This window comes from Endozoicomonas numazuensis, assembly GCF_000722635.1.
Lineage (GTDB): Bacteria > Pseudomonadota > Gammaproteobacteria > Pseudomonadales > Endozoicomonadaceae > Endozoicomonas_A > Endozoicomonas_A numazuensis.
The window spans coordinates 14642-36699 of record NZ_JOKH01000010.1; the positions used below are offsets into that span (position 1 = coordinate 14642).

20 protein-coding genes are annotated in these 22058 nt (G+C 45.6%); 12 read left to right on the forward strand and 8 right to left on the reverse strand.

Going from position 1 to position 22058, the window contains the following annotated elements:
* The first annotated feature begins 79 nt into the window (after nt 1-79).
* Both yfcD and GZ78_RS25065 read left to right on the forward strand, forming a co-directional pair.
* Entirely contained in the window at nt 80-607 is a 528-nt protein-coding gene (yfcD, locus tag GZ78_RS25060; RefSeq protein WP_034842591.1) for an NUDIX hydrolase YfcD, read from the forward strand.
* Nucleotides 608-663: 56 nt separating this feature from the next.
* Nucleotides 664-1287, forward strand: a complete 624-nt coding sequence (locus GZ78_RS25065) for a riboflavin synthase (RefSeq protein WP_034842593.1) — start codon at nt 664-666, stop codon at nt 1285-1287.
* Between the two features lie 9 nt (nt 1288-1296).
* Here GZ78_RS25065 and GZ78_RS25070 read toward each other — a convergent pair whose 3' ends face one another.
* Nucleotides 1297-4761: a hypothetical protein gene (locus GZ78_RS25070; RefSeq protein ID WP_152558947.1), complete on the reverse strand. Its 3465-nt coding sequence runs from the start codon at nt 4759-4761 to the stop codon at nt 1297-1299.
* Nucleotides 4762-5195: 434 nt separating this feature from the next.
* On the reverse strand, nt 5196-7649 hold the full coding sequence (lon, locus tag GZ78_RS25075) for an endopeptidase La (protein WP_051786531.1): 2454 nt from the start codon (nt 7647-7649) through the stop codon (nt 5196-5198).
* Nucleotides 7650-7797: 148 nt separating this feature from the next.
* On the opposite strand from lon, the gene GZ78_RS25080 reads away from it, so the two are divergent.
* Together GZ78_RS25080 and GZ78_RS25085 are read left to right on the forward strand one after the other, a co-directional pair.
* Nucleotides 7798-8385, forward strand: coding sequence for a DUF924 family protein (locus GZ78_RS25080; protein ID WP_034842598.1), 588 nt, complete (start codon nt 7798-7800; stop codon nt 8383-8385).
* Nucleotides 8386-8481: 96 nt separating this feature from the next.
* On the forward strand, nt 8482-9060 hold the full coding sequence (locus tag GZ78_RS25085; RefSeq protein ID WP_034842848.1) for a chalcone isomerase family protein: 579 nt from the start codon (nt 8482-8484) through the stop codon (nt 9058-9060).
* Here the strand turns inward: GZ78_RS25085 and GZ78_RS25090 are convergent.
* Nucleotides 9050-9400, reverse strand: a complete 351-nt coding sequence (locus GZ78_RS25090) for a hypothetical protein (protein WP_034842601.1) — start codon at nt 9398-9400, stop codon at nt 9050-9052. The two genes, GZ78_RS25085 and GZ78_RS25090, sit on opposite strands and share 11 nt — an antisense overlap.
* Nucleotides 9401-9880: 480 nt before the next feature.
* On the opposite strand from GZ78_RS25090, the gene GZ78_RS25100 reads away from it, so the two are divergent.
* The 5 genes from GZ78_RS25100 to GZ78_RS25120 all read left to right on the forward strand — a co-directional run bounded on the left by GZ78_RS25100 (nt 9881) and on the right by GZ78_RS25120 (nt 14937).
* Nucleotides 9881-10747, forward strand: coding sequence for a transporter substrate-binding domain-containing protein (locus tag GZ78_RS25100; RefSeq protein ID WP_051786533.1), 867 nt, complete (start codon nt 9881-9883; stop codon nt 10745-10747).
* Between the two features lie 120 nt (nt 10748-10867).
* Nucleotides 10868-11146 (forward strand): hypothetical protein, encoded by a 279-nt coding sequence (locus tag GZ78_RS25105; RefSeq protein WP_034842606.1) that lies wholly within the window; start codon nt 10868-10870, stop codon nt 11144-11146.
* Between the two features lie 394 nt (nt 11147-11540).
* Entirely contained in the window at nt 11541-12716 is a 1176-nt protein-coding gene (locus GZ78_RS25110) for a thiolase family protein (RefSeq protein WP_034842609.1), read from the forward strand.
* Nucleotides 12717-13002: 286 nt separating this feature from the next.
* Entirely contained in the window at nt 13003-14160 is a 1158-nt protein-coding gene (locus GZ78_RS25115) for an acyl-CoA dehydrogenase family protein (RefSeq protein ID WP_034842611.1), read from the forward strand.
* Between the two features lie 3 nt (nt 14161-14163).
* On the forward strand, nt 14164-14937 hold the full coding sequence (locus GZ78_RS25120; RefSeq protein WP_034842614.1) for an enoyl-CoA hydratase: 774 nt from the start codon (nt 14164-14166) through the stop codon (nt 14935-14937).
* 75 nt (nt 14938-15012) lie between these two features.
* On the opposite strand, the gene GZ78_RS25125 is transcribed toward GZ78_RS25120, so the two are convergent.
* The 4 genes from GZ78_RS25125 to GZ78_RS25140 all read right to left on the reverse strand — a co-directional run bounded on the left by GZ78_RS25125 (nt 15013) and on the right by GZ78_RS25140 (nt 17004).
* Nucleotides 15013-15294: a peptidylprolyl isomerase gene (locus GZ78_RS25125; RefSeq protein ID WP_034842618.1), complete on the reverse strand. Its 282-nt coding sequence runs from the start codon at nt 15292-15294 to the stop codon at nt 15013-15015.
* A gap of 3 nt (nt 15295-15297) precedes the next feature.
* Nucleotides 15298-15873, reverse strand: coding sequence for a ProQ/FinO family protein (locus tag GZ78_RS27890; protein ID WP_051786534.1), 576 nt, complete (start codon nt 15871-15873; stop codon nt 15298-15300).
* Between the two features lie 348 nt (nt 15874-16221).
* Complete coding sequence (locus GZ78_RS25135) at nt 16222-16605, reverse strand: DUF2237 family protein (protein WP_034842855.1); 384 nt, start codon at nt 16603-16605, stop codon at nt 16222-16224.
* 171 nt (nt 16606-16776) lie between these two features.
* Nucleotides 16777-17004 carry a hypothetical protein gene (locus GZ78_RS25140; protein ID WP_152558948.1) on the reverse strand — a complete coding sequence of 76 codons (228 nt, stop codon included), beginning with the start codon at nt 17002-17004 and terminating at the stop codon, nt 16777-16779.
* Between the two features lie 733 nt (nt 17005-17737).
* Between GZ78_RS25140 and GZ78_RS25145 the strand changes: the two genes are divergently transcribed.
* Entirely contained in the window at nt 17738-19099 is a 1362-nt protein-coding gene (locus GZ78_RS25145) for a L,D-transpeptidase family protein (protein ID WP_081870038.1), read from the forward strand.
* A 47-nt stretch (nt 19100-19146) separates the two neighbouring features.
* On the opposite strand, the gene GZ78_RS25150 is transcribed toward GZ78_RS25145, so the two are convergent.
* A complete protein-coding gene (locus GZ78_RS25150; RefSeq protein WP_152558949.1) occupies nt 19147-19824 on the reverse strand; it encodes an NUDIX hydrolase in 678 nt (225 codons plus the stop codon).
* Nucleotides 19825-20003: 179 nt separating this feature from the next.
* On the opposite strand from GZ78_RS25150, the gene GZ78_RS25155 reads away from it, so the two are divergent.
* Nucleotides 20004-20681 carry an isochorismatase family protein gene (locus GZ78_RS25155; protein WP_034842860.1) on the forward strand — a complete coding sequence of 226 codons (678 nt, stop codon included), beginning with the start codon at nt 20004-20006 and terminating at the stop codon, nt 20679-20681.
* On the forward strand, nt 20682-21851 hold the full coding sequence (gene pncB, locus GZ78_RS25160; protein WP_034842625.1) for a nicotinate phosphoribosyltransferase: 1170 nt from the start codon (nt 20682-20684) through the stop codon (nt 21849-21851).
* Nucleotides 21852-22058: the final 207 nt, after the last annotated feature.

Genomic DNA, 22058 nt, shown 5'->3' on the forward strand with positions numbered 1-22058 from the left:
TAAAAGTCATTTTTCATTGTCCAGAATGATGAAGAATATCTCACGGTAAAATAATGCGAATATCCGGAGCCTGGTGATTATGCCATCCAACCCAGAACTGCAGTCAGCAGCAGAAAATGTCACCATTGTGGATGAAAACAATCACGTTCTTGGCGCTGTTCCCAGAAGGCAGATGAGAGAAGAAAAGCTCTGTCATCGAGCCACTTACGTGTTTGTCTTTAACAGTAAAGGGCAACTCTATGTTCAGGAAAGGACATTGAGTAAGGATATTTATCCGGGTTATTTTGAGCCAGTCACAGGGGGCGTGGTTGCAGAAGGTGAAAGCTATGATGTAGCTGCAGTCAGAGAGCTGGCAGAAGAACTTGGCATTGAAAACACTCCACTAGAGCCGCTTTTCCACTTTTATTTTCATAACGAAGATTGCAAGGTTTGGGGCAGGGTCTACTGCTGTCAGTATGATGGAGAGTTGACACTGCAGGAAGAGGAGGTTGCAGGAGTGATTCTGGAGTCTCCTGAGGAGGTTCTTTCTAACCGTTTCAGCCGGAGATATACTCCAGACAGTTTGATCGCTCTGGAGCGTTTAATGCATTTTTATGCAGGAAACTAAAGTCGAATGGAGCAAGGCGTTCAGCTTTTTGTTTTTCAGGAGTAAAGCAGTCGGTTATGTTTACAGGAATTATAAAAGGTGTTTTCAATATTCACCGTGTTGTTGGCAAGCAAGACTTTATGACGATAGAGCTAAAACTGGATGAAGGTTTATGTGAAGGTCTTGAAGTGGGTGCCAGCGTGGCCGTTAATGGTGTTTGTCTGACTGTGACCTCTGTGGATGATGAAGGGAGTGTTGCTTCTTTTGATGTCATGCAGGAAACACTAAGAGCCACTAATTTGAGTGGGCTGCAGGAAGGCGATCAGGTCAATATTGAGCGAGCTGCCAGGTTTGGTGATGAAATTGGAGGGCACCTGCTATCAGGTCACGTCCATGATACCGTGACTGTTCAAGATATCATCAAGTCAGAAAATAACACGACACTGGTTTTTTCCTTTGATGCTGGCTGGCAGGATTACATTCAACCTAAAGGCTATATTGCTCTGAATGGGGCGAGTCTGACGGTAGGAGAGACTGTTGATAAGGGCGTATTCTGTGTTCATTTAATCCCCGAAACATTGAGGCAGACAACTTTTGGTAGCATCAGAAAGGGAAATCTGGTGAACCTTGAAATTGACAGCCAGACTCAGGCAATTGTGAACACAGTGAAAGCTTACATAAAGGGTCAGACTTTCAATTGAATTTTCAGGTTAATGGGTTCTCATTTGTAGTATTGAAGCCCACTCTTCTCTGAGTCTTGGATCAAGGAATTCTTTCGAAGGTCTGGAGAATACAGGCTGACTGAGAAGTGATGCATAACTTGAGAGACTATCTGTAAACAGAGGGGACTCTTCATACTGATTCTGAACATAGTTGTTTGAAGTCAGCTCTATTTCATCGTCATCTTCTTCCTCGTCGATCTCTGCGCTAATGCTTCCACTTATGGTGGTGGGCACACTCTGATCCAGACTTAGCGCTTCGGCAAGTACGTCACTGTTTTCTGTAACAGGATTGAGAGAGTGAGTCGGAAGGTCGGTCAGTGGATCATTATCCATTGTGTCATGGTAAGGCTGTTCCAATGCGTCGAAGAATTCTCCATCATCTTCAGTTTCAGGAGAAGACTCTGTAGCAATAGTGACTGCCATTGAGGTCGCTGCTTCAGCATCTGGAGACTTGAGTAATGCGTGAAGGACGGATTCCATGGGACTGCGTATTTTTATGAGTATTTGCATAATTTGATCGACCCGGTGGTTGGCTTCCTGAATTTGTTTGAGCATCAGTGGCTTATTCAGGTAAGTTGATTCATCAGTCCGGGCGGACTTCAAATGTTCTTCAATCTGATTCAGGGTTTTCAGGCGATCCTGTGGAGTAGAGGATTCATCGGTCTGAAGGTCAAACAGTCCATTGACCGCTTTTACAAAGGACACTTTCTTATCTTCCGTCATTAACAGATCTTCGAGAAAAATGCCTGCCAGCTCTGGGTGGGGGCGCTGAGTAATAACCTCTGCAATGACTGAAAAAGCTTCTTCTTTCGAAGTCTGAGAGGTTGCAGGGGTCTCTGTTAATTGTTTGAGACGACGAACCTCTTTTTCGAGAGTCACTTCTTCAGAGAAAATACCCCTTGTGATCAGGTCCATCTTAACTTTTAGAGCAGATGGTTTGCCTTGCCCAATAGCAAGCTCAAGCATTCTTTCCGCTTGTTTGTGATCCCCTGACTCTATTAACAGTTCAGCCGCTTCTTTGAATCGACCGTGTTTGACCAATAGACCTTTGAGAAAATCCAGCGTTTGATGAGCCTTGATACTATCTTGTGCCCAAAGGTTGTAAAGCAGAGTATAAACCGGGAATTGTTCCAAGGAGTTGGAAACAATTTCCGGATGGCTCCTGTCAAGCAGGTTTAACAGTGTGACAAGGTGGTGAGGGTCAGCAAAGTAGGGGTGGTTGTTGATTAAATCACGGATCAGATCACTGAGTTGTCTAGTCTTGTAGAGCTTGTTCTTGTTCCAGTCGATGAGCAGTTTGATCACTTCGTCCGCTTTTTCTGGGTTGGACTTGTAGGTAAACTCAGCCACTCTGAATGCCAATGCTTTTTCTTCAGGGGTATTTTTAGGCAGGCTTTTTGAAAGATGGATAAGCCAGTCAACATCGGAAGCCAGCTCACTGGCGTTTTCGATGTCTCTTCTCTTTAACAGTTGCTTATATAGCTCAAAAGCTTTTTGTCCGTCTACAGCTATGAGTTTATGTGCAACATGCTCAAGCCATAGCCATTTCTGATCATCCGCCTCAGATGCTTCTTTAATATAGAATTCTACAGGAACAGCTTGCAGAGCCATCATGCAGTCGCTTTCATGCTGGAACCTTTCCTGATCCTGGACAAAGCGCAGCAATATTTGACTGGCTCTATCATCACCTTTTGCCGCTTCTATGCAGCGTTTTTCCAATAGTCTAGGCACCATTCTTAAGGGATGGGCTAATGCTTTGTTGCCAGAGACGATACCACTGAGAACCCTGCTGAAGGTATCAGGCACAATAAGTACGCCTTCTTCTTTATCAAGCGCTTCAAAATGCTGGTGATGAAGTGGCTGACTTTGTTCGGAGGTGGGTTCGTCTTGCTGATGCTGTCTTTGAATAGAGCTTTCCAGAGAAGGTCTTTGATTCAAACGGTCGAAAGTCATTTGATCATGATCTTCTATTGGTATGGACGAGGCTGCTTTTCCCGGTAACAATCCGGGAAGGTCAATTTTGCAAGCTACAAACTCGAAAGGCCAGCCTATCTGCAGTCCAGTTCCCCCTCTGTAGGGAATCAGTCGAGTAGTATGAGCAGTAAGAGCCTTTTTCACAAACCAGCCAGCCAGTCCTCCACCTGAAACACTGATACCGTGTTTCAGATCTTTCATCCGGACTTCTCCATGTTTCATGAAAGAAAAAACGTCCAGGTGAATAGGTGCTGAGAAAATAGGAGCCAATAGCCATCCTATGTAAGGAATGTTTCTAATCATCTTGGGGTGAATGATAAGGGTGCTGGAAAAGGTTCCATTATGAGTGTCATCAAGATGATGTACTTTGACGTTCTGAACCTCGACCAGGGCGGGTCTGGTCGACTCGTTCTGATATTCCAGTTTATCAAAAGTGAGAATGGAGGTTTGTTCTGATGAAGTTTTCAGCATATTCAGTGGTTTGCAAAAGCGGACGTTTTCCATAGTCAGCTTGCCGCTTTCGAAACCAACCATGCAGTCCGATTCTATATCTGGTTTAGCGCTTGAAGTGAGCTCTGTATAAGCATCCAGGTTTTCATACCTGACCTCTATTTTTTCAGCTGTAAGCTGCGCTGCAGTTCTGTCTTGAGCAGAGGAAATGAATTGGTTTTTTAGTAGCTGGGTAATACCTATATCAGTGCCGACTGAAACTGTTGTGTTTTCCAGTTTTAAATGTATTGTCAGTGGCGGATGATTTTTGACCGGAATTTCCACAGTACAAGAGAGGTCTCCCACTTCAAAGTGGTTTTCAGTGGCTTGTCCATTGATTAGATAACTTTCTGACTGCTTAACGACTCTTTTTGAGTCGAAGTTTAAGGCTGTAATTTTTACAGGAGGTTGATCGCCATTTTTTTTGAGGATTTCATTAAATCGGAAAGCCGTTTGTTCACCATCGACTACTACCCCTGTATAGCTGCATAGCAAGTCATACAATAGAGAGCGCCACTGACTTTTTTCGTCAGCGTTGGTCATCTCAATGCCGGCTTGACTGTTTACAAAGCCATCCAGTTTTGAGGCGACTTTCTCGTATCCTGTACCCGGCAGGTTAGCTAATGCTCCAACAGCCCTGCCTGGTAAATTTTTTACCAGATCCCAATAACCCTTTTGCTCGTCCTCTGCATCAAGCTCTTGGTCACTTGATGGGGAGTGGGTAGAAGTATCTTCTTTAGCAAAATAATTTCTATACCAGCGTTGGAAGAACCAGGGACGTTCCTCCGTTTTTCTTTCGTTGAGATGTGGAGGCTCAGACGATAACGGTTGAGGTGCCTCATGGTTGAGTTGGGCAGTTGTCGACGTCTCACTGATCTGTCTGCCCAGATGATCCTGGCCTGTCGCAGGAGATTGAGGTGGACTGCTATCTCCAGGCAATCTGGAGGAAGGATGCGAATTATTGCTGCCAGGTGTAAGGGGTGATGACATGTCGCCACAGTCCATTGTGAGCTTCTTGGTTTTTCCGCTTCTCATCGTGAGCGGTGAGATGTTGTTGAGTGACTATATTCCGGCACTCATTAACACAGCTTAGCTGATGCACCTACTGTTCAGTAGGTCTGTCATGCTGAAGTGTGATTTCTGTTTTTCTCCAGAGCTAAAGTGTCGAATAAATGGCTAAGGTGAGGGGGAGTCAGCGGTTTCAATTTAAAATGTGACGTAAATTGTCTTAAAAGAGACTTCTTTATAATTCGAAATTCTTGAGTGCAGATGGACAAGTAACCCCATGGCGCTAATACTTGAACTTGCTCACCTAATGTGTCCAAACGGGGGTCTCCCTCGTTGCTAGAGCATCGTATCATGTGCCGCCTCTTACGGGGCGGCACAGTTCGTTTAGGAATAGTGATGTGAGCGTTTGAGAGGTGTTAGCGTCTTTTTGCTGGCTTTTTCCGGGTAGCCTTCTTTACAGGTTTCTTTTCAGGAAATGCAGCTTTGCATACATCTTCGAAGGTACTGGCAAAGAAAATGGTCATGCCTTTTCGAATGTAGTCAGGTAGCTCATCGTAATCTCTCTTGCACTCTTCCGGAATGATTAAGGTATGAATGCCCTGTCGTTTGGCCGCTATGACTTTTTCTCTAACCCCGCCAACAGCCAAAACTTTACCGGTAAGAGTCAGTTCTCCAGTCATGGCAACCGGAGCTGGTTTTTTTCCGGTAGCCAGTGACAACAGAGCTGTTGACATTGTTATACCTGCTGAAGGGCCGTCTTTTGGGGTAGCGCCTTCAGGAACGTGAAGGTGAATGAAAGCTTTTTCGAAAAAAGTCTCGGGTATTCCCAATTTTTTCGCCTTGCTTGAAACAAAGCTGTAGGCAATTTCTGCTGACTCCTTCATTACATCACCCAGCTTACCTGTAAGCTTGAAGCCTGCTCTCTGTCTATGAATCAGGCTGGCTTCTACAGGTAGAGTGGCTCCACCCATTGCTGTCCAGGCCAGACCTGTCACAACACCCACCCCTTCGATACGCTTTTCTTTCCTGAAATAGGGGGCACCCAGATAGTCAGAAAGATTTTTGGTGGTGACGCTGAGGCTTTTACTTGAACCTTCTAATAGTTGGACGACAACTTTACGTATGATTTTCTGCAGTAGCTTCTCAAGATGCCTGACGCCGGCTTCTCTGGCATAGCCTTCAATAACGGCTTTCAGAGTGGCATCTGACAGTTTGATCTGATTTTTCTTCAGGCCAGACTGTTTCAGTAATTTTGGCCACAAATGGTTTTTGGCAATTGCCATCTTCTCTTCCGTGATATAGCCGGAGAGCCGGATGACATCCATACGGTCCAGAAGTGGGCCCGGTATGGTATCTAACTGATTGGCTGTACTGATAAACAGAACCTTAGAAAGGTCTATTCTCATGTCCAGATAATGATCCAGAAACTCATTGTTCTGTTCCGGATCCAGGACTTCCAGAAGTGCTGAAGCAGGGTCTCCTCGATAAGAGACTCCGATTTTGTCAATCTCATCCAGCATGATCACAGGGTTAGCGACATCCACTTCTTTCAGGGCCTGGACCAGCTTGCCAGGCAGTGAGCCGACATAAGTGCGGCGATGGCCTTTGATTTCAGCTTCATCTCTCATTCCACCCAGACTGAATCGGTAGAATTTTCTGCCTAATGCACGGGCTACAGAACGCCCAATAGAGGTTTTACCGACACCAGGAGGGCCAGCCAGTAACATAATTGTGCCTGAAACTTCTTGCTTGTATGCACCTACGGCCAGGAACTCGATGATCCGGTCTTTTACGTCCTCCAGCCCATCGTGGTCTGCGTTCAATACTGTTCTGGCATGGGAGAGATCAAATATATCTTCTGAGTACTTGCCCCAGGGTACGGAAGTTGCCCAATCCAGATAGTTTCGACAGATAGCATACTCAGGAGAACCTACTTCAAGAATCGAGAGCTTTTTCATCTCGTCATCGATTTTCTTCAACGGCGTTTCAGGAATTTCCAGATCGGCAATTCGTTTCTCAAAGACTTCAATTTCAGCGGTTCTGTCGTCTTTTGAAATACCCAGTTCTTTTTGTATGACTTTTAACTGTTCCTTCAGGAAAAACTCTCGCTGATGTTTGCTGATTTTACGATTGACTTCAGCATTAATCTCGCCCTGAAGTCGGGCTACCTCCTGTTCCTTCCGGATTAGTATCAGCACTTTTTCCATGCGTCGCTGAACGGAAAGGGTTTCCAGAGCCTCCTGTAATTCTTGGCCAGGGGCAGTGGTGATAGCGGCTGCAAAATCAGCCAGTGGAGAAGGATCTTTAGGGCTGAATCGGTTCAGGTAATTCTTGAGCTCTTCGCTGTAGAGAGGATTTAGAGGAATTAATTCCTTGATGGCCTGTATCAGTGCCAGCGCATAAGCTTTTATTTCGTCAGTGTCATCCTCAACGTTGTCAGGGTATTCCACCTGAACAAGGTAAGGAGGGCGCTTGCGCAGCCATTGCTTGATTTTGAAACGTTGCATTCCCAGAGCAATAAATTGAATCTGGTCACCTTCAGTCACAATATTATGGATTTTGACGGTGCAGCCTATTTCGGGGAAATCTTCCGGGCTGACTTCTTGTCCTGCTCTGGTCATACCCGCAACATAACTCAGACCTACAACTTTATGAGGGCTTTGAGCAACACGCTGGAGCGTTTCTTCCCACTCTTGGCTGCTGAAGACCAGTGGTTGAACCTGTGCCGGGAAAAAAGGCCGGTTAGAGACAGGGATGAGGTAAAGTTTGTCAGGCAGCGCGTGTTCAGGGAGCACCAGACCGGTACCCATATCATCTACCTGTTCATCAGCCGAAATAACTTCGGGTTCCTGGTTGTCCTGATCAGTCATAGTCTTTCAGATTGAGTCTCGGAATGAATGGTAAGCGGATAATGACTATCTGGTGTCATCTCCAATGATTTCAATAGGCGATGTAATTAAGTATGGTTGAGTACAAGCTGCGTGCCACTTACCGGAAAGAATCACAGGAGCAAATGATATGAGAAGGTTTCAGGAAGTTTTAGATTTCTGGTTTGAGGGCGAGCCTCTGGGCGATGTTCAAATGTCCCGCTGGTGGAAGAAAAATGATGCTCAGGATCAATTGATAAAAAATAAGTTTGGAAAGTTACCCGAAAAAGTGGAATCTGGAGAGCATGACGAGTGGCTGGAATCAGCTGAAGGGCGGTTGGCAGCAATCATTGTGCTGGATCAGTTTCCTCGTAATATGTTCAGAGGGGACCCCAAGTCTTTCCAGCACGACCATAATGCTTTGGCACTGTCTAGAGAGGGGGTAGAAAAAGGATACCCGGATCAATTGTCAGAACTGCAGCAAACATTCTTCATTATGCCATTTATGCACAGTGAGTCACTTGAAGATCAGGATCAGTGTGTGAGACTTTTCGAAAAAATTCTAGGTGGCGCAGAAGAGGCCTGTAAATCCTACATTGCAGGTTCTCTGGAGTTTGCTGTAAAGCATAGAGATATCATCGAAAAATTTGGACGATTTCCTCACAGGAACAGCATTCTGGGTAGAGCGAGTTCAGATGAAGAATTGAGCTTTCTCCAGCAGCCGGGATCATCTTTTTAGACCTTTGTCATCTGGAAAATCTGAAAAGTGGGAATAAGATTTCAGCTACTGTAATATGTGCGGGCAAAGTATAATAATAAAACCCAAAGGAAACTTATGAAAAAGTTGTTCGTTGTCGTATTTGGGATGGCGCTCTGGCAGTCAGCTCATGCCCTTTCCATGAAGGGTATGGAAGTTCCTGAAGCAGTAAAGGTTTCGGATGGAACGGTACTTCAACTTCAGGGCGCTGCAGTGAGAAGTTGGTACTTGGTCGTTGACGGGTATATCGGTGCGCTTTATCTTGAAAATCCTACCAGCGACGTCTCCCGTATACTCTCTGATGAAAGCTATCAGCGGATGACATTTACAATTCTCTTCTCGAAAATGAGTGCAAGGCGTATAGCCAATGCCTTCTATGATGCAATCCAGATTAATACTTCAGAAGAAGAGCAAAAGGAGCTTGAAGAGGGGATAGGGCAGTTCATGGGTATGATTGACGGTACCATGAAAAAAGGTGATTCCGGAACGTTTGAGTACATACCAGGTATAGGAGCACGGGTAAACATTGCTGGAGAAGAAAAGGGCATCATACCTGGCAAGAAAGTGTTCAACGCAATACTTAAGGTATGGATTGGTGAGACGCCTCCTAATAAGCAGTTCAAGGAAGGTGTTCTTGGTCTGACCGCTAAAGGCTAGTGAGGTGCATGATGGGGTGCTTTCGGGTTTGCTCTGGGCATATACCTGAAAGCTCATGCTCCATAGCTTCGTTCTTTATGAAGTTCAGAGCGCTGGTCAGGGTATCGAACTCTGATACATGATATTGGCTGGCGCTGAACTGATCCCGATATTCTACGTAGACGAACCATTTCATTTGAGGCGGTTGTTTTTTATAGCGAACCCAGCCGCTGGCATACCAGACATGGATAGGGCAGCTATAAAGCCGGTGCTGTACGGCAGTTTCTGGCAATGTAGATCGGTTCAGGTGACCTTTAGGTGTCTGGAGATATTCGTTTTGAACCCTGCTTTCTTGTAGCAATATACTTCTTCCCGTCTGGCCAATGATCAGTCAATAAATACTGTTCGGTTAACTGAGTTGGGTATAGATCAGCTCCGCCATTAAACCAATCTCAGACACTATTCACAAGGTGATTTTCCCTTATGACTAAAGTCAGTAGTCGTGCTTTATTTGCGGACACAAAGGCGTTTCAACTGCCAGCTACTCTCGATTTTGGTTGATGATGATTTCAACGGTTCTATTAATGAATGTTTATTCATAATCTATCAAGGGTGGGTGGAGCAGTTCTTGAGTAAGCTTGTTTATGCATGAGAACGTTTTTAAAAGAAAAGAGATATGGGTTGTCGATTTAAGAGTCTTGAAAATACTCAACACCTACACTGTCGTGAAAGAGGTTAATAATGTGCTCTTGATTCAATGGGAGGAAAGCGCTTTTATTAAGCCGACATTTAAACTATTAATGAATGACCTGAGTCATAAGAGCTTAATTCAGTTGTTATAATGTTGTTTTCCCTCACAGACAGTTATTCATATTCTGATGTATGGTTTGCTTCATTAAGCATTATTGCAGTTGTATCGATGAATGAGATTTTGAAAAAATTCTTCCTTTTAACTGTTTTGCCTGTACTTCTCTCTTTTTCCGAAAGCGTTCTGGCGGTAGATTCCAGATTGCATGAGATTCTCCGAGCAGGTGAGTTGAGAGTGGCGACTACCGGTGATCTGGATCCTCTTTCACTGTTTAACCCTACTCGTGAGTATTATCGCGGTTTTGATATTGATCTGGTCAAAGAGTTAGCCAGTGATCTGGAAGTAAAGTTGACACTGGTTCCTGTACGCTGGGCCAGAATGGTGGAGGGGGTGAAGCATGGAAGGTATGACTTGACCACCAGTGCCGTTATTAATATGGAAAGAGCGAAGTGGGTGGGGTTTTCAGACAGCTACCTTTCTATAATGACTGTGCCGGTTATTCTGAAGAAGAATAAAAAGAAGTATCCCAGCTGGAGCTCTTTGAATCGTCAGGGGGTTAACATTGTAGTCACTCAGGGGGGCGTTTTTGAACAAAGGGCGCGTACTTATTTTCCTGATACAAATATTGAGCCTGTTCAAAGACCAGATGATGACTACATGAAAGTCATCTGGGGGCAGTCTGATGCGTATTTAACATCGAACCTTGAGGCTCTTTCATTAAAGTCCCGCTTTCCCAATCTGATAGTGGTTGAAGATGGCGTACCTGAACAGGTTAATATGCTGGCCATGATGATGCCCCAAGGTGATCAGGTCTGGATTAATTATATTAATCAATGGCTTCGACTTAAGGAAGAAGAAGGCTTTATTGATCAGTTGAAGCAGAGATGGATGCCGGAGTGAAATGGGGCCAGAAAAGATGTTTTTGCCTCCATAACCTTTCATCTATTTTTAACAATGTTTTTCTCTTCTTAGCCGATGTATGTATAGAGGTACAGTCGGTCGGCCAAGAGGAGAAAAGTGATGAGCAAGTCTATAGAAAAAGCCATTCTCACCATGACTGAATCGACCCAGGGAGAATATGTTATCCGTGTAACGCAGGGTGGCACTGTTCTCTTTGGGGATGTCATTCTTCGTCTTCCTGCAGGTCTGGGACAATCACTCAAGAGCGACTTGGCTTCTGTCCTGGCCAACGCTGTCTTGAGACATATCAGTAAAGCCGATAAAGAAGCTATCCGTGAAGTGGAGGGGCTTTTTGCTCAATGGGGTTGCCTTGATGCAGCGGATGATAGCTGTATCTGATACCTGTTTGAGATCATGCCCAGATAGCAGTGCATCTATTCCAAAAGGGATTTTCGGTGCTGTCAGGCGTCATCTGTAAGGCGGCCCGGACACATTATCAATAGTCAGTGAAGTTATAATCAACTGCAGCGCAATCCCTTAAAGGTGGCCGACGTGTATCGTCGGTGTAGCCCTGTTTGTCATAGAAGTGTCATTCTGGGTAGAGCGTACAGGATGGTATTTTTTGTTATTTGTTACGGTAGAATGTTTGAGAGTCAGTCAGTTCTGTCAGATACTGGCTCTACTGTATAGCTATTCTGCCGTGTCTGCCGTGCTGATTTCAATGCGGATGAGTTAGGCAATATAGTTTTTTGTCGAATCGGCATTTGAGCATTAACAAAAACAAGAGATTACCATGTCTGATCAAGTCAGTATTGTCATCGTTTCAGCCGCTCGTACTCCCATGGGCGGTTTTCAGGGAAATCTTTCAGAAGTGCCTGCTCCGCAGCTGGGAGCAGTTGCTATCCGTTCGGCCGTTGAGAAAAGCGGTCTTCCTGCCTCCGATATTTCTGAAGTTTTGATGGGCTGTGTGCTACCAGCAGGCTGTCGTCAGTCTCCTGCCAGGCAGGCTGCCCGGGGAGCAGGCCTTAATGATGCTACTTGTACGACAACCGTCAATAAAGTGTGTGGCTCAGGTATGAAAACCGTCATGATGGGGGCGGCTCAGCTACAATTGGGCGAAGTTGACGCGGTAGTAGCCGGGGGTATGGAAAGTATGACCAATGCTCCCTACTTGCTGGATAAGGTCAGGTCAGGTTTGAGACTTGGGCATGGCCAGGTTAAGGATCACATGTTCACTGACGGTCTTGAAGATGCTTATGATGGTCATGCCATGGGAGTCTTTGCTGAACAGACAGCAAAACGTTTTGAGATGTCCAGAGAAGCAATGGATGATTATGCACTGGAGTCTCTGAGAAGAGCTCAGGCAGCTATTGAAGCAGGATCGTTTGCAGACGAAATTGTACCGGTGGAAACACCCCGTAAAGGAGAGGTGACCATTGATGAGCAACCAGGAAAAGCTCGCCCGGAAAAGATTCGTCAGCTGAGACCTGCTTTTGATAAAGAAGGCTCGGTCACAGCCGCAAATTCCAGCTCCATCTCTGACGGTGCGGCTGCGCTGGTATTGATGCGAGAAGAAGATGCTCTGGCCAAAGGCCTGTCACCCATTGCACGAATTAAAGGCTATCAAAGCCACGCTCAGCTACCGGCCGAGTTTACCATTGCTCCTATTGCTGCCATCAGTAAGTTGCTTGAGAAAGTCGATTGGCAGGTAGACGATGTGGATCTTTTTGAAATTAATGAGGCTTTTGCGGTTGTGACGATGGCCTGTATGCAAGAGCTGGGTCTGGATCACAATAAGGTCAATGTATTTGGTGGTGCCTGTGCTTTGGGTCATCCATTGGGTGCCAGTGGTGCAAGAATTATTGTGACTCTGCTTAATGCCCTGAAGATAAAAGGCGGTAAAAAAGGGGTAGCATCACTCTGTATTGGTGGTGGTGAAGCCACGGCAATTGCTATAGAGCTGGTTTGACCAGTCTGAAGTTTATCTTCTAACGACGATAAGCGTTTAGTTTATCCGGTTTTATATAAAACTGGTCCGGGAGTCTTCTAATAAATTAAGGAGCTGCTGGTTGTTTGAAAGGTTCAGAAGGTCTTTCAGGCGGGCAGTAGTATGTGGAGTCGGGTTCGGGTTATCTTCCGGATCTTGTCAGGCTACCCGGTTATCACTGGGTGGCCATTCAATAATGGCCATGAGTAAAATAGTCCTGTAGCGAGTACTCTGCTTACAGGCTTTACAAAACAATAAGAGGCAGTTAATGAACTTTAACCTGACAGAAGATCAAATCGCCTTTCGAGACCTTGCCGCCCAGTTTTCTCAGCAAGAACTGTTACCTAATGCTGCTGACTGGGACAGAGACAGTGTTTTCCCTGTTGAAACGATAAAGAAAGCCGGAAATTTGGGTTTTTTATCCCTGTATGCTCCCGAGAAGATGGGAGGTATGGGGTTATCAAGGCTGGATGCCAGCCTTGTTTTTGAACAGCTTTCCATGGGATGTACTTCGACAACAGCCTATATGACCATTCATAACATGGTGACCTGGATGGTGGGCTTGGCTGGGACTGACGACGTGCTGGCCGAATGGAGTGAGGCTCTGGTTACGGGTCAAAAACTGGCTTCCTATTGTCTTACAGAGCCGGGGGCAGGAAGTGATGCGGCTTCTCTGAAAACCCGTGCTGTCAGGGAAGGGGAGGAGTATGTCATTTCCGGTTCGAAAATGTTCATTTCCGGAGCAGGCAGTACCGACCTTTTATTGGTAATGGCACGAACAGGCCAGGAAGGTCCAAAGGGTATCTCGGCCTTTGCAGTACCCGCTAGCAGCGACGGCATAACTTATGGTCGAAATGAAAAGAAAATGGGCTGGAAGAGTCAGCCTACCCGACTGGTGAACTTTGAAAATGTCAGAGTTCCTGTCAGTGCTCTGCTGGGTAAAGAAGGTGAAGGTTTTACTCTGGCTATGCAGGGGTTGGATGGTGGTCGAATCAACATCGCAACCTGCTCTATTGGTACGGCTCAACAAGCACTCAATACTGCCAGAGAGTACCTTAAGGATCGTAAGCAATTTGGTAAAGCTCTGGCAGAGTTTCAAGCCCTTCAATTCAGGTTGGCTGATATGGCCACTGAGCTGACTGCAGCAAGGCAAATGGTCAGACTGGCAGCATTCAAACTGGACCAGACTGATCCGGAGGCGACTGCTTACTGTGCTATGGCCAAACGATTTGCGACCGATGTCGGCTTTAAAGTCTGTAATGAGGCACTGCAGCTTCATGGAGGGTATGGGTACATCAATGAATACCCTCTGGAGCGTCACGTCAGGGATACACGGGTACACCAGATACTGGAAGGTACTAACGAAATCATGAGACTGATAATTGCCCGCCGAATTCTGACGGATGAATGTGCAGGACTGGAGTGAAAAATGTCTGATTGTTTAAAGCTGTCCCTGGATGGCAATATTGCCACCATTCAATTGAATAACCCGCCGGCTAATACCTGGACACTTGAGAGTCTCAATCTGCTTGAGCGCATAGTTCATGAGCTGAATGAGAATCCGAGAATAACGGCTCTGATTATTGGTTCTGAAGAGGAGCGGTTTTTCAGTGCCGGAGCAGATCTCAAGTTGTTTGCAGACGTTTCGCCAGACGAGGCCAGGCCGATGGCTGAAGCCTTTGGCAAAGCTTTTGAGGCTCTGACTGAGTTTAAAGGAATATCGATTGCTGCAATCAACGGCTTTGCTTTAGGAGGAGGGCTTGAGGTTGCTCTGGCCTGCGATCTTAGGGTGGCCGAAAAGCAGGCTGTATTGGGGTTGCCTGAAGCGGCTGTAGGTCTGTTGCCCTGTGCTGGTGGTACACAGAATCTGATGTGGCTGGTTGGAGAAGCCTGGACCAAGCGTATGATTCTGTTGGGTGAAAAAGTCGACGCTGAGTCTGCTTTTCGTATAGGTCTGGTGGAAGAGCTGGTAGAGCAGGGAGAGGCTTATTCAACAGCTCGTGAGCTGGCTGGAAAGGTGAGCAGGCAAAGTCCTGATTCGGTGGTTGCTTGTAAAAAACTGATTCAAATGAACCGGGTTGCGTTGCGTGATAGAAATGCGGCTGAGAGAGATCTGTTTATTGAACTGTTTAAAGGACAAAATCAGAATGAAGGCGTTAAGGCCTTTTTGGAAAAGCGCTCACCTGAGTGGGTCTATGAATAAGTTAGGCTGATGCAGAAATAGAAGGCGGCTGAGTGAACAGCCCAGCGTTATTCAGCCGGGCTTGTTCGTTCACTGTCAGTCATTACGGTAGAGAGTCTGTATCAGGTGGAAACCAAACTGGGTTTTCACCGGGCCATGTATCTTCAGAACTTCTTTCTTAAAGATTACTTGATCAAAAGCCTTAACCATTTGTCCTTGTCTGAACTCACCGAGGTCACCTCCTTTCTTGCCAGAAGGGCACTGTGAATGCTTTTTGGCCAGTTGGCCAAAATCCGCACCTTTATCCAGTCGCTTCTTGAGCTTCTCGGCTTCTTCTCGTGTTTTTACCAGGATATGTCTGGCACAGGCTGTAGCCATGTTTTATTCCTGAGTGGAGGTGGGTTGGTTGTTGGCAGCTTCTGTCGTATGACTTTGAGCAGGTTGCTCAGTCACAAGCTTGAGCTGTCCTACAAAAACACGCTCATTTTTTTTCTGGCGAGTCTGTTGTCTCTGGTACAGAAGAATTTCTGCATTGACGGCTTCTTTCAATTTGACCTTGCCGGCAGGTTTACCGTTCAGGTCTACGCGATTTCTACCTTCCTTGATGGTGAGAAGATAGCGATCCTGTTGGGTAAAAAGCTTCAAGGCTTTTTTGATGGTACTGACAGGAAATTCCCCGGTCTGTTTCATCTCATTATGAATACCGACTTTCAGAGGTCTGGGTGATGCCACCCGAAAGGCTTCAGGCCAGCGTTCCCTGATAAGACGAAGAGCTTCAGAGCTGGATATGTCATCTTTGTTTGCAGTGGTTACATCTGAAGACAGTTCGTCAGAAGATAGGGTGTCACTGCATTGAGTGTCTGAATCTGAAAGAGTCAGACCTTCTCTTTCTGCATTGGGCATATCGTGCTCATGACTGATTACGTGAGATGTTTGTTCTGTACACTTGTACTGCATTGTGGGCTTCTATCCTGACAGGCGCTCATTCTGATCAACAGGCCGAATCTTATTGTGCCTGTTTCAAATCAACAGTTGAAGCATGAGATCTCTGTCTTGTTAAAACTTTTCACTATGAATATACCGTCAGGACTATCGAATTAATATCAATAAAGACAAAAATATGGGCGTCTTTCTGATTTTAGGCTGTCTGCCATGACAGCTTTATACATCAGGCTTTCAAAAAAGCTTTGTTGACGGCTGGGTTTCAACACTCAGGGAGAGTGAAAGTGCTTTCAGCTCTCAATGGTGGTTTATTTTTACCTATTTATAAGGCAGTCATTTTAATGTGAGAAGGAACTCTGATTTTTAGTGGATGTCGATGGCTTTTGATTTCAGTATTCCAAAGCTGATGATCTCAAGCGCATTTTCGTGTGTGGATCGCATATAAATAGGAGGCGCGACGCCTGCCTCGTATGCTTGTTTCCATCTTTGTGCGCACAGACACCACTGGTCACCATCTTTAAGTCCGGGAAAGCTATGAGCCTGATTAGGAGTAATCAGATCGTTGCCTTGTTCGAGTGAGAATTCCAAAAAATCTTTTGTCAGTCTGGCGCAAATAACGTGATGACCGATATCATTCTCGTTGGTATGACAATAGCCATCCCTGAAGATTCCGGTTACAGGATCAAGGCAGCAGGGTTGCAGGGGTTCACCAAGAACATTTTTTTGGACAGACGCCGGTGTATTCATGCTGTATTCCATAGCGAATCTGGATGAGGGGAGTTAACAGCAGGTTGCTTCGGCAGTCAATGAGGAATTTCGGGAAGTGTCTGACAGAATGGGTTCTGCCAGACGATTAACGGTTTGCTTTCTTATATTGGGTCATGATGACTCTACTCTGTTTGTGATGACACGTTGTCATCAGGGCCTGATTGAGGTATGGGCTTTTGTTTGTCTGAGTGTCATTTGCAGGGCTCGTTCTCTTGGTAAAACCTTATAAATGCTTCTCAAGTATTCAGCTTCAACTTTAACAGAGTCTTCCGTCTTAACAGTGTCTTCTACTTGAGCAGTTTTATTTTCTTCCTGTTGCACATTGGATCTGAGGTACTTCAGATAAGCTTCCATGTGGCTTCGTGCAGGTATACTCATTCTTTTTCCAAATCGCCTTTAGCGAAAAATAATGTGTCTTGCTGAATGATAATGTTGTCGATGCAAAACAAAATTTTATGGTGTAAATAAACAGCACAATCAATTTACCTATCCGTTCTTCCTTCTCCGGACTGGCTGATTGCTACGGATGGCTATTATGCATAATACGTGCCAGTTGTAAATTGATACGCATCAATACTTATCTTGTTGTGTTTTTTATTTGTTCAGAGTGGGGTGGGAGGGGTGATTTTTGAGTGGTTTGTCTTAGTGTTACGTCACGTTTGGAATCGCAGGTAACACTCTCTCTTGCTTTTGTTGTGTGAGAATAAATGCACCCACTGTTACATCATGCTCAGTCGAAGTTCTTTTCGACTAATAAGGTGCAGCTTCGTAGTTAGAGTGTGTTTGCCATGAGAAGGTGCGAACAAGTCATATGGTGCTCTGGCCTGTCAGTAAAATGAAAGATCCACGATATCCCTCTGTCTTGAATGAATGTGTTTCTGTGATTCGGCAGTTTTTTGTCACTCTGGGTTTAGTGAATAACCACCTGTTTTAATTATCTTCACTTGGTCGGCGGGTTAGTCTTCCTTTTTGCGCAGTCCTTATGGTCTCTCTTTAGTCTTTATAAAGCCACCTGACTTTGTGCCCGAGGAGCCTGTCGGACTTAAGCTTTCGAGTCTGAAATTGTCTTAAGTCCGACAGGCTCCTTGGCATAGCTGTAGACGAGGATATCATGCGTAGATGGGTTGTAATGCTGATTGTATTTACTCTTACCGCCAAGGCTGAAAATGCTGCTTATATTAACTGGATTGCCGGGTTGCCTGATCAGGGAATTTCGGTTGAAGATCAGGATTGGCAGCGTCTTGTTTCCAACCCTTCTTCTGAAGTTCTTCAAAGCATGGTTCATCGATACGCTTTTTATGTGGACCAGGGGCGTCTGGACAAAAACCTTTTTCAGCCAGGCTGGCGCATAGAAGATCAATCCAGAGTAAAAAAGAATCACTCCTCTAAGTATTCTATTCAGGATCTAAAGCATCTTGAGCCTGGTCTCCCTCAATATCAGGCTCTGATAAGCAGTCTGAAAAGACTGAAGGCTTGGAGTTTGATGGCCGATCAAGAGTTTCCTGATGATCTGATTTTCTTTGAAGATGACCAGCATCCAGCCGTGGCTCGTTTGAATCAGTGGTTAATGGATCTTGACCTGGTGGAAAAGTTGGAAGGTGATATTTACACGCAATCACATAAAGATGTTCTGACAGAAGTTCAGCTTAAGTTCGATCTTGGGCCGGATGGAAGGTTGGGTATTATGACGCGCCAGGCGTTACTGGCGATCACCCATCAAAGGATCAGAACACTCAAAGCAAACCTGGAGCGCCTTCGCTGGTTGCCATCAGAATTACCCTATCCCCATATTCGAGTGGATATTGCCGGATTCAATGTTGCCTGGGTTAAGAGTAAGTCAAAACAGGTGATGCATAAGGCTATTGTCGGAACTCGATACAAACAGACGCCAGTGTTTAATGATCAGATTGAAAGCGTCACTTTCAACCCGGTATGGAAGGTACCGCAATCGATAGCCGCTCATTCGATGCTAAGAGCAGAAAAGAAAGAGCCGGGCTTTCTAAAGCGTGAAGGTTTTGTCGTTTATGAAAGCTGGGATGATCGCGCACCGGTTGTTTCTATCGATAAAATCAACTGGCAGGCTCTGACCCCCAGAACATTCCGTTACCGACTTGAGCAGCAGCCCAGTGAAGTAAACAGGCTGGGGCGGTTCAAACTGGATTTGCCCAATCAGTATGGTGTTTATCTTCACGACACGGATAAGCCTGAATTGTTTAAAGAAAGTAGAAGAAGCTTCAGTTCAGGCTGCACCCGTGTTGAAGGGATTGCTGGCCTGATTCAAACCATTTTTACAGAACAGTCTATGGCCTGGGTGCATAAGCCTGTACCGGAAGAGCTGACCTACAAGCGACGGTTGTTGAAGACGGTGCCTATCTATTTTGTCTATTTTACCGCTTGGCCAGATGAGTCAGGCAGAGTTCGATTTAGAGAAGATATCTATCAGCAGGATAAGGCTATGACCAGCTGGTTTTAAGGCAATGATATCGTTACCTTTGGTATGAAAATCATTGCCACAATCAATCACTGAGTACTCAAATAGAGCCTGTCGAACAGCCAGGTCTGAGAATTCTTATTAACCTTATATAAGACTGCAGGTCGGTTACTTCCCCTTCTTTGTTTACCCGTGTCGATCAACAGATCTTCTTTCAGAAAACGGTTGCGAATTGATCGCATTGGTGGAGTTTTGTCGAGCACCGCAGAAAATACAGTTTGTATATCAGAGAGGGTGAATTCCTCGGGAAGCAGATAGACCGGTAGAGAGCTGTACTGAATCTTGCTTTTCAGGCGATCCAGAGCTTTGCAGACCAGTTTGCTGTGATCGTATGCCAGTGGCAGATCAGTTGATTCATCTGTCATGCTTATCCAGCGCGTATTCTGACTGGTCTTTGATGTCTCAAGGCTGGACAGTAATGCCAGATAAACGACAGTGAGTGACCAGCCACGACTGTCTCTGTCGGGGCTGCCAATAGTCTCTACTTGCTCCAGATGCGAGATGTTCTGCTGAGAATAGATTCTAAGCTGTCTTTTGGCAGCATCATCGAGGGAGCCGTCATGGTCGGGTTCTATGCGACCTGCAGGAAGCATATAAAGAGGTTGGTCATCTGCTCCGTGATTTTCTTTCACCAGCAGCATCAGCTGGCCATTAATCACCTGAAAGGTAACGACATCTACAGAAATGAGCGCTGTGCTCAGGCTCATAGGGTTCTCCATTTCCACTTTTGTAACTGGGTTTGATCGGTATCCTGTCATAGGTCCTGGCCAGTTTTGCTTTTTGACAACATTGTATCTTGACCTCGGTTGATCTGGCCATGCTTGACAGGTTAGTGAACCTGTTTCACTATGTTAGTGAACATAATTCATTTTGTCACGGAGGAGATATGATCAATATTGGTCCCAGGAGCAGTGTGGCAGCCTTTGATGTCGATGCTCAAAATTGCTTCACGCCACTGTGTCCTGACGAGCTCCCTGTGCCAGATGGGCATGAAATAACGGATGCTCTGAACAGCCAGGCCAAACTGGCACAGTACCGCCTTGGCTCTAAAGATGCTCACCCTGAGAATGCGGTTTGGGCTGCGACCAGCAAGCGTCCTCAGCTCTCTCCTGTCGTGGGTTTCGAAAATTCTGATTTGCATTGGAACATTCATGCGGTGCCGGGCACTTTTGGTTTTGAATTACTGGAAGGTCTGCCTGCGGTTACTGAGTATGATTTTTTTGTCTGGAAAGGCATAGAGCCTGATATTCACCCCTATGGTGCCTGCTTTCATGATCATGCCGAAAAGCGTTCAACAGGTGTCGTTGAGTTTCTGCTCAGCAAAGGGGTCAAGACAGTTGTTGTCGGTGGTTTGGCTCTGGACTACTGTGTAAAAGTAACTGTGCTTCAGCTATTGCGGTCAGGCTTCAGGGTTATTGTCAATCTTGCAGCTACACGAATGTTGTCATCTGATACCGGTCATTCAGCCTGTCAGGAAATGCAATCTGCCGGTGCGGTTTTTGTTAACAATAGTGATGAGATTAAGGTCGTGGATGAACCATGCCTTTCAAACTGGAGTCATTGAGTGGAAGTTCTGCAACCGATTATAACCAGTCTGCTGGATACCGACCTTTATAAGTACACCATGCAGCAAGCGATGAGGTTGAGGTATCCTGAAGCGCAAGCAAAAATGGCTTTTCGCTGTCGCTCAGGTCGCTTGAATTTTTCTCTGGTCGATCTGAGAAGAGAGGTGGATGCTCTGAAGCATCTGCGGTTGCAGGACGAAGAGCTTCAATGGCTGGGAGGGCTTCCTTTTATAAAGCCTGAGTTTGTTCAGTGGCTAAAGGATTTTAGTCTTGATCCTGAGCAGGTAAGTATCTCCGGGTCTGGAGGAGAACTCAGTATTGAAGTGAGTGGTAATTGGGCAGAGATTACACACTTTGAGATTTTCATACTTGCCATAGTCAGTGAGCTGCATAGCCGGAGCTTTTTGAATAGAGAGCTTGAGCATGAAGGTAAGCATCGACTGGATGATAAAATTCATTTTCTCAAGCGGGAACTGTTTAGTTCAAAAAAAGGTTTTGGGCTGGTGGACTTTGGTACCCGCCGCAGGTGCTCAGGACCATGGCATACTTATGTCGTACAAAAGCTGATGACTGAGCTGGATTGTTTTAGTGGCACCAGTAATCTGCATCTGGCCAGAACGCTGGGATTAAAACCTGTAGGCACAATGGCTCATGAATGGCTGCAGGCACATCAGGCAGTGGGGAGTAGTCTGCTGCATAGCCAGAAAGAGGCGTTGCTGGTTTGGCTGGATGAGTACGGCGATCAGTTAGGGATTGCTTTAACAGATACCATCAGTATGAAGGCTTTTCTGGCTGATTTTGATGAAACCATGGCTCATGCTTATGCAGGAATCAGGCATGATTCAGGCGATCCGGTAAAGTGGGGAGAGTTGGCGTTGGCTCATTATAAAAAGCTGGGTATTGACGCCAGGTCAAAGACATTTGTCTTCAGTGATAAGCTGGACTTTGAAACAGCGGTGTCTATCTATCGCCATTTTGAAGGCCGTGTGAATGTTAATTTTGGGATAGGCACATACCTGACCAATGACCTCGGATTCTCTGCACCCAATATCGTTCTCAAGCTGGTAGAAGTGAATGGTCTTCCAGTCGCCAAGTTATCGGATAATCCTGAAAAGATTATGTGCCAGGATCCTGATTTCGTTCAGCAGTTGAAAACAGTGTTCTCTTGAAGGAAGCCCGACCAGAAGACTGACCGAGTTATCTATTCTCGTTCAGCCTTCTGTTTCCAGAGGTAAAAAGAACGTTCTTTCTTTGTCGATGGTTTACACAGTCAGACATCGGCAGACTGAAGAGTACAAAGCAGTACTATTGACCCATGTGAACCGCTGGGTTGATGTTTATGACCGTGGCTCAGGGCATGAGTCGTTATAAGTGGT